This is a genomic window from Nocardia cyriacigeorgica, assembly GCF_010868145.1.
GTDB classification, from domain to species: domain Bacteria; phylum Actinomycetota; class Actinomycetes; order Mycobacteriales; family Mycobacteriaceae; genus Nocardia; species Nocardia cyriacigeorgica_D.
The window spans coordinates 21,763-29,046 of sequence record NZ_JAAGUY010000044.1; the positions used below are offsets into that span (position 1 = coordinate 21,763).

Consider the following 7,284-nt stretch of genomic DNA (forward strand, 5'->3'; position numbering starts at 1 on the left):
GTAAACACTGTCCAGGTCTCAGATGGAACACGGCACCAGATCTCGGAGGGCAACGATGTGGGTGAGTTCCGTATGGTGGACGGGTGCGTGTCTCCCCATCTACCGCGGCCGGGATCGGGCCTTCGGCCACCGCCGCGGCGGCCGATTCTGCCCCTGCGGCCGCGGGCGCGCCGAGATCTCGAACCCGCCCTCGACCGGCGGAAACCCGGCTCGGACTGGTACGCCGCGCGCGCCGGATGAACCGGAAATTGGCGCTTGCCTTTCCGGACGCGCATTGCGAATTGGATTTCACCACTCCGCTGGAATTGGCGGTCGCGACAATTCTCTCCGCGCAGTGCACCGATGTGCGCGTGAACCTCACCACTCCCGCGCTTTTTGCCAAGTACCCTGACGCCCGCGCATATGCCGAGGCCAATCGGGCCGAGTTGGAGGAGTACATCCGTCCCACCGGCTTCTATCGGAACAAGACGAACTCGCTCATCGGCCTCGGACAAGCCCTGCTCGAGAATTTCGACGGTGAGTTGCCTCACACCATGGAGGAACTGGTCCGCCTGCCCGGCATCGGGCGCAAGACTGCCAACGTCATCCTCGGCAACGCGTTCGGGGTGCCGGGTATCACCGTCGACACCCACTTCGGCCGGCTGGTGCGTCGTTGGGGATGGACGACCGAGGACGATCCGGTCAAGGTCGAACATGCCGTCGGCGAGCTGATCGAGCGCAAGGAGTGGACACTGTTGTCCCATCGGGTGATCTTCCACGGTCGCCGGGTCTGCCATGCGCGCAAACCGGCCTGCGGGGTATGCCTGCTGGCCAAGGACTGCCCATCGTTCGGGATCGGGCCGACCGATCCGGACGCCGCCGCCGAGCTGGTGAAGGGGCCGGAAGCGGAGCATCTGCTCGAGCTGGTGGGCCGGTGAGCCGAGTTCCTGTCGTCTGGCGCTTGGTGTTGTCGGGGCTGATCGTGGTTGTCGCGCTCGCCGTTGCGCTGTGGCCCCGCGGCGACGACGAGTCCGCCCGTGTCGAAGACCGCACCACCGCGGCAGCCCGGGTGGACCCCCAACTGCGCGCAGCAGCAGGCCTGACGGAATGCCCGCGTCCCGTCGACGGTGCGGTGGGTTCGGGTCCGCTCGCCGGGCTGTCGCTGACCTGTCTCGCCGACGGCGAACCCGTCGACCTCGCCGCCGCCCTCGCCGGCAAACCCGCGGTCCTGAACCTGTGGGCCTACTGGTGCGAACCGTGCCGGACCGAGTTGCCGATCCTGCAGGAGTACGCGAACAAGGTTGGTCCCGCGGTGACGGTGCTGACGGTGCACAGCGATCCCGACGAGAACAAGGCCCTCGCCCTGTTGGCCGCGCTGAACGACGCGCAGCGCGCCGCGGGCCGCGTGCCGCTGACCATGCCCGGCGTCGAGGATCCTGGTGCCGCGGTGCGTGCGGCCGCCGGTGCGCCTACCGCGCTGCCGATCACCGTGCTGGTCCGCCCGGACGGTTCGATCGCCGACTACATCGCTCGTCCGTTCCACGATGTCGACGACATCGCCGACACCGTTTCCGGCGCGCTGGGAGTTTCCGCATGACCGATATTCCCTCGTGGCTGACCGGCGCCGAGCAGTCGCACGACGACTTCTCCGACACCCTGGCCAAGGCCCGCGCCTTGCGACGCGTCATGACCTTCACCTCCCCGCCCCGCCAAGCGGCAGTGCTCGTGCTCTTCGGCGGTTCGCCGGATCCGGATCTCAGTGCCCCGGGTGGGCTGCCCGCCGACGCCGAGGTGCTGCTGACCCAGCGCGCCTCAACCATGCGTCAGCATCGCGGGCAGGTGGCCTTCCCCGGCGGCGCCGTCGATCCTGGTGATACCGGACCGATCGACACCGCGCTGCGGGAGGCGTGGGAGGAAACCGGGTTGGATCGAGGCGGCGTCGAGCCGGTCGCGGTGCTGCCCAAATTATTTGTACCGCCGTCCCGGTTCGATGTGACACCGGTGGTGGCGTATTGGCGCACGCCGAGCGAGGTGCGCGTGGTCGATCAGAGTGAAACCGAACGGGTGGTGCGCGTGTCGTTGTCCGATCTGCTCGATCCGGCGAACCGGTTCCTCGTCCGCGGAAGCCTTGGCTACCAGAGCCCGGCCTTCCAGGTGGACGGGATGCTGGTGTGGGGACTTACCGGCGGCATCCTCGCCGGATTGATCACCACGCTCGGCTGGGAGCGCGACTGGGACCGCACCGATGTGCGCGACCTGGAGACCTCCCTCGCCGCTGTGGGGATGACGCTGTGAGCGCATCGACCTGGCTCGATATCGCGGTGGTCGTACTCGCGCTGTTGGCCGCCTCCTCGGGGTGGCGGCAGGGAGCCGTCGCTTCGGCGCTGGCATTCCTCGGTGTGGTACTCGGCGCGGTCGCGGGCATCCTGATCGCGCCGCACATCCTGATCCACATCGGTGAGGGCCGCAGCCGGGTGCTGGCCGGTGTGCTGCTGATCGTGGTGCTGGTGATCGTCGGCGAGGTCGCGGGGATGGTCCTCGGTCGCGCGGCACGCGGTGGGATGCGCCATCCCTTCACCCGCAGCGTCGACAGCGTGGTCGGTGCGGCGCTGCAGGCGGTGGCGGTGCTGGTGATCGCCTGGCTGCTGGCTCTGCCGCTGGCCACCTCGTCCCAGCCATCCATCGCGACCGCGATCAACGGTTCCCGGGTGCTGGCCGACGTCAACGACGTCGCGCCGAACTGGTTGCGCAAGCTGCCCAACGAGTTCTCCCAACTGCTGAACACCTCGGGGCTGCCCGATGTGATCGGGCCGTTCGGCCGGGCGCCGATCGCGGCCGTCGAGCCGCCGGACCCGAGTGTGCTGGCCAGCCCGGTCGCCGCCTCGCTGCAGCAGAGCGTGCTGCGTATTCGCGGCGTCGCGCCGAGTTGCCAGCGGGCGCTGGAAGGTTCGGGCTTCGTTATCGAGCACGAGCGGGTGATGACCAACGCGCACGTCGTCGCCGGCACCACCAGTGTCACCGTCGATACGGCCACCGGTCCGCTGGAAGCCGATGTGGTGCTGTTCGATCCGTCCACCGACGTCGCGGTGCTGTCGGTGCCCGGGCTCACCGCCCCGGTGATCGAGCAAGCCACAGCTCCCGCACGTTCGGGTGACAGCGCGATCGTGCTCGGCTATCCGGGCGGCGGGCGCTATACCGCGAGCGCGGCAAGGGTCCGCGAGACGCTGGACCTGACCGGCCCGACCATCTACCGCGACGGCACCATCGAACGCGAGGTCTACACCGTGCGCGGACAGGTGCGTGCCGGTAACTCCGGTGGGCCGCTTGTGGATGCCGAGGGCAAGGTGCTCGGCGTGGTGTTCGGTGCCGCGGTGACCGACGACGACACCGGCTATGTGCTGACCTTGCAGGAGGTGAGCCGTCAGCTCGACGCGGCGGTCGGATCGACGGCGGCGGTCGCGACGGGGCCGTGTGTACTGAGCTGATCGGCGATGCGTGCCCGGCGGGCCGACTCCGCCGGGTGCGCACCTCGATCGGGCGGTCAGGCCAGCAGTTTGGCCAGCTCGGTGGTGACCGCGTCCGGGTTCTCCTGATGAGCGAAATGCCCGGCGTCCGGAATGGTGACCACGCTGCGCTGCGGGGAGAGCCGGTGTCCGCGATGGATGGTCGTGGTGAGCACGTATCGATCGTGCTCACCACGCAGTGACAGCACCGGGATATCGATCGGCTTGCGCATGATGGCCATGAATCGGCGACCATCCGGCCGCCACTGGCTACGGAAGGCCCAGCGCTGATATTCCAGGGCGCAATGGGCAGCGCCGGCAATCTGGATGGCCGAGCGCATCCGGCGCACGGTATCGGCGAATTCGCCGCCCTCGGTGAAGTCGGCGCGCACCCGCTCCCGCAGCAGCCGCTCGACCTCGGCGCCATCATCGCGGGTCAGCAGATACTCCGGATACCGTGGCAGCTGGTAGCGCAAGAAATTCGGCAGCCAGGTCGCGCGCTGGGTGCGGTCGCGCAGGATCGCACTCTTGAGCGCGGCCGGATGCGGCGAGCCGATCACCGCGATCGCGCGCACCAGCCGCGGATGCAGCACGGCCGTAGCCCAGCACACCAGACCACCGTCGGCATGGCCGACCAGGGTGGCGTCGGTGTGGCCGAGCGCGCGGATGAGCCCGGCGATATCGCCCGCCAGGGTCCAGCCGTCGTAACCGCGCGGCGGTTTGTCGCTGTCGCCGTAACCACGCAGATCCACCGCGACGACGCGGTAGCCGAGTGCGGCGAGTCCGGTCAGTTGATGCCGCCAGGACCACCAGAAGTCGGCGAACCCGTGCAGTAGCACCACGAGCGGCGCGTCCGTGCGGTCGGCGGCGGCCTCGACGATATGGAAGCGGATGCCGTTGGCGTGAACGTCGCGGTGCGTCCACGGACCGTCATAACGAACGCTGGACGGGTCCGGTAGGGAGTTCGACGCCACGCCGACCGAGCGTAGTAGGCCCCGGCCCGGAGTGTCTCAGCGGGACGGCTTGTCCATGGCGATCTTGTCGGCGGTCAGCTCGTGCTTGCCGTGCGCGCCGAGCCCACTGGGCAGTACCGTGCGGGTCTGCTTGAGCGAGTCGATCGTCTTCTCCGGCGCCCGCAGCTTCTTGACCTTGCGGTAGCCGAGGAAGGCGAAGGTGACGGTGGCGATGACCATCAGCGCGAATACGATCCAGAACGCCGCCCACCGGTACAGCCAGATGTCGAGGGTCTCGGCGACGGCGAAGAAGAAGAAGAAACTGCTGAACAGCAGGATCGTCAGCGCGACGATGAAGAAGACGCTGCCCTGCAGGCCCTTCTTGATCTCGCCGGTGACCTCGGCCTTGGCCAGCTCGACTTCGGCGCGCACCAGCGTCGAGACCTGTTCGGTGGCATCGCGCACCAGCGTGCCGAAGCTCGCGGATGCGGTCGGGTCGACCTCGGACAGGGGGATCGCGGTCACGGTGCGACCGGGATCGTGCGGAGAGCCGTCTCGATGCGCGTCGCGTCCGTTACCGCCCTGTGTGACACTCACTTGGTCGACCCTTCTCCCTGTCCAGGCATCATTGTTCTCGTTCTAGCGCACGCGCGTCACGCCGCGCCTGGTGGACACGCCCACGCCGCAACAGTAGCGCCGAACCGGCCAGTGATGCCGCCATAGAGGTCACCAGCACCGCTGCCTTGGCCAATTCCACGGCGGCTTCATCATCCAGCGCGAGTTCTGCCACGAGCAGGCTAACCGTGAAGCCGATCGCGCCGAGCACCGACAGGGCGAACATATCGCGATAACCGAGGTGTGCGGGACGTTTGGCGATGCCGAGCCGGATGGCGACCCAGCTCGAGCCCATGATGCCGACCGTTTTTCCGACAAGTAGCCCGAGAATGATCGCGAGCGCCAGCCTGTCGGTGAACAACTCGCCGAATACCTTGCCGTTCAACGGAACTCCAGAGGCGAACAAGGCGAACAGTGGAACACACAACCCGGCGGAAATCGGCTGGAAGGTGTGCTCCCAGCGGGTGGCGGGTGCCTCGAACTCGCCCGGGTCCTTGCGCACCCGGGTCAGCAAGCCCATCCCGACACCCGCAAGAGTCGGATGGATGCCGGCTTCGTGCAGGGCGTACCAGGCCACCAGCGCGAGCGGTATGTACACCAGCGGGGTGCGGATTCGCTTGTGCTGGGCCAGCCACCACCCGGCGAAACATCCGATGGCGGCGAGTAGCCACAGTATGGCCAGCCCAGTTGTGAATAGGACCGCGATCAGGACGATGGCAAGCAGGTCGTCGACCACGGCCAAGCTCAGCAGGAATACCCGTGCACTTGCCGGGATTCGGGATCCGGTCATGGCGAGCACGGCCAGCGCGAACGCGATATCGGTGGCGACGGGGATGGCCCAGCCGCGATCCATGCCGGGTACGCCGAATCCGACGACATAGGCGATGATCGCGGGGGTGACCACACCACCGACGGCGGCGATGATCGGCAGCGCCGCCCGCTTGCGGTCGGCGAGTTCACCGACGACGAGCTCACGCTTGAGTTCAAGCCCCGCGACGAAGAAGAAGACCGCGAGCAGACCATCCTTGGTCCAGTCGGCCAGGGTGAGTTCCAGATGTAGCGGCGGGATCGCCAGGACCGTATCGGTCATGGTCTTGTAGGCATCACCCCACGGCGAATTCACCCATAGCAACGCAACCGCAGCCGCGATGAGCAGCAGTGTGCCGCCGACGGTTTCGGTCCGCAGGTAGCGGGACAGTTCCGATCGTGCGGCAGTGATCACGGGAAACCTCTCGACAGGTCGGGCAGCTCCGCGGACACGCTTCCGATCCTGTTCGGTCTCGGTACCCGTCCGCGCGCCGACCAGACTTCCCGGCACACCTTACGCAATTCTAACGGTTACACCCGCTGACAACCGAAGCCACCGGGCGTAACCTGCCGTTCCGGCCGGAAATCCGCCGGTCGGGCTCAGGCGCGCGAGGCCCGGATCGCTTCGAAGACGTGCGGGTCGACCAGCGTCGAGGTGTCGCCGAGTTCGCGGCCCTCGGCGACGTCGCGCAGCAGCCTGCGCATGATCTTGCCGCTGCGGGTCTTGGGCAGCTCGGGCACCACGTGGATCTCACGCGGCCGCGCGATCGGGCTGATCTCCCTTGCCACTTCGGCCTTGAGCTCGTCCACCAATGCGGCGCCGGTGTCAGTGGTGTCGGCGGTGAGTATGACGAAGGCGACGATGCCCTGTCCGGTGGTCTCGTCGTTGGCGCCCACCACCGCGGCCTCGGCCACCCCGGAATGTCCGACCAGGGCGGATTCGACCTCGGCGGTGGAAATGCGATGCCCGGAGACATTCATGACGTCGTCGACCCGGCCGAGCACCCACAGATCGCCGTCGGCGTCGAGCTTGGCGCCGTCACCGGCGAAGTACCAGCCCTGCTCGGCGTAGCGGGCCCAGTAGGTCGCCTTGTACCGCTCCATATCGCCCCAGATGCCGCGCAACATGGACGGCCACGGCTGATCGAGGACAAGGTAGCCTACGACGGCCGAATCGCCGGCCGGGCGCACCGGATGTCCCTCCTCGTCGACGACCTGCGCGGAGATGCCTGGCAGGGGGGTCATGGCGGCGCCTGGTTTGGGGGCGGTGACGCCGGGCAGTGGGGAGATCATGATGGATCCGGTCTCGGTCTGCCACCAGGTGTCGACGATGGGTGTGCTGCCGGCGCCGATGACCTCGCGGTACCAGCGCCACGCCTCCGGGTTGATCGGTTCACCGACCGAGCCGAGCACTCGCAGTGATGACA

Annotated in this window: 8 protein-coding genes; 4 read left to right on the forward strand and 4 right to left on the reverse strand. The window is 67.8% G+C overall.

What is annotated here, in order from left to right:
* Positions 1 to 215: 215 nt before the first annotated feature.
* The 4 genes from nth to GV792_RS27765 are packed head-to-tail and all read left to right on the forward strand — an operon-like array spanning position 216 to position 3,464.
* The gene (gene nth, locus GV792_RS27750; protein ID WP_163827950.1) at positions 216 to 917 is read left to right on the forward strand and encodes an endonuclease III; all 702 of its coding nucleotides are present in this window, start codon (positions 216 to 218) and stop codon (positions 915 to 917) included.
* Complete coding sequence (locus GV792_RS27755; RefSeq protein WP_309138694.1) at positions 914 to 1,576, forward strand: TlpA family protein disulfide reductase; 663 nt, start codon at positions 914 to 916, stop codon at positions 1,574 to 1,576. Before nth ends, GV792_RS27755 begins: the two co-directional genes overlap by 4 nt.
* A complete protein-coding gene (locus GV792_RS27760; RefSeq protein ID WP_163827942.1) occupies positions 1,573 to 2,274 on the forward strand; it encodes an NUDIX hydrolase in 702 nt (233 codons plus the stop codon). Before GV792_RS27755 ends, GV792_RS27760 begins: the two co-directional genes overlap by 4 nt.
* On the forward strand, positions 2,271 to 3,464 hold the full coding sequence (locus GV792_RS27765; RefSeq protein ID WP_163827943.1) for a MarP family serine protease: 1,194 nt from the start codon (positions 2,271 to 2,273) through the stop codon (positions 3,462 to 3,464). The genes GV792_RS27760 and GV792_RS27765 overlap by 4 nt, the downstream gene beginning before the upstream one ends.
* A 56-nt stretch (positions 3,465 to 3,520) precedes the next feature.
* On the opposite strand, the gene GV792_RS27770 is transcribed toward GV792_RS27765, so the two are convergent.
* From GV792_RS27770 to GV792_RS27785, 4 genes are all read right to left on the reverse strand, one after another.
* Positions 3,521 to 4,456 (reverse strand): alpha/beta fold hydrolase, encoded by a 936-nt coding sequence (locus GV792_RS27770; protein WP_163827944.1) that lies wholly within the window; start codon positions 4,454 to 4,456, stop codon positions 3,521 to 3,523.
* A 36-nt stretch (positions 4,457 to 4,492) separates the two neighbouring features.
* Positions 4,493 to 5,032, reverse strand: a complete 540-nt coding sequence (locus GV792_RS27775; protein ID WP_375154370.1) for a phage holin family protein — start codon at positions 5,030 to 5,032, stop codon at positions 4,493 to 4,495.
* A 28-nt stretch (positions 5,033 to 5,060) separates the two neighbouring features.
* A complete protein-coding gene (gene nhaA, locus GV792_RS27780; protein WP_163827945.1) occupies positions 5,061 to 6,272 on the reverse strand; it encodes a Na+/H+ antiporter NhaA in 1,212 nt (403 codons plus the stop codon).
* A 185-nt stretch (positions 6,273 to 6,457) separates the two neighbouring features.
* Positions 6,458 to 7,284 (reverse strand): AMP-binding enzyme (locus GV792_RS27785; RefSeq protein ID WP_163827946.1); only part of this gene is annotated, 827 nt, incomplete at its 5' end.

What these genes read in the sequence shown, in the direction of transcription:
- GV792_RS27760 (WP_163827942.1), top strand. Translation starts at nt 1,573, where the DNA reads ATGACCGATATTCCCTCGTGGCTGACCGGCGCCGAGCAGTCGCACGAC.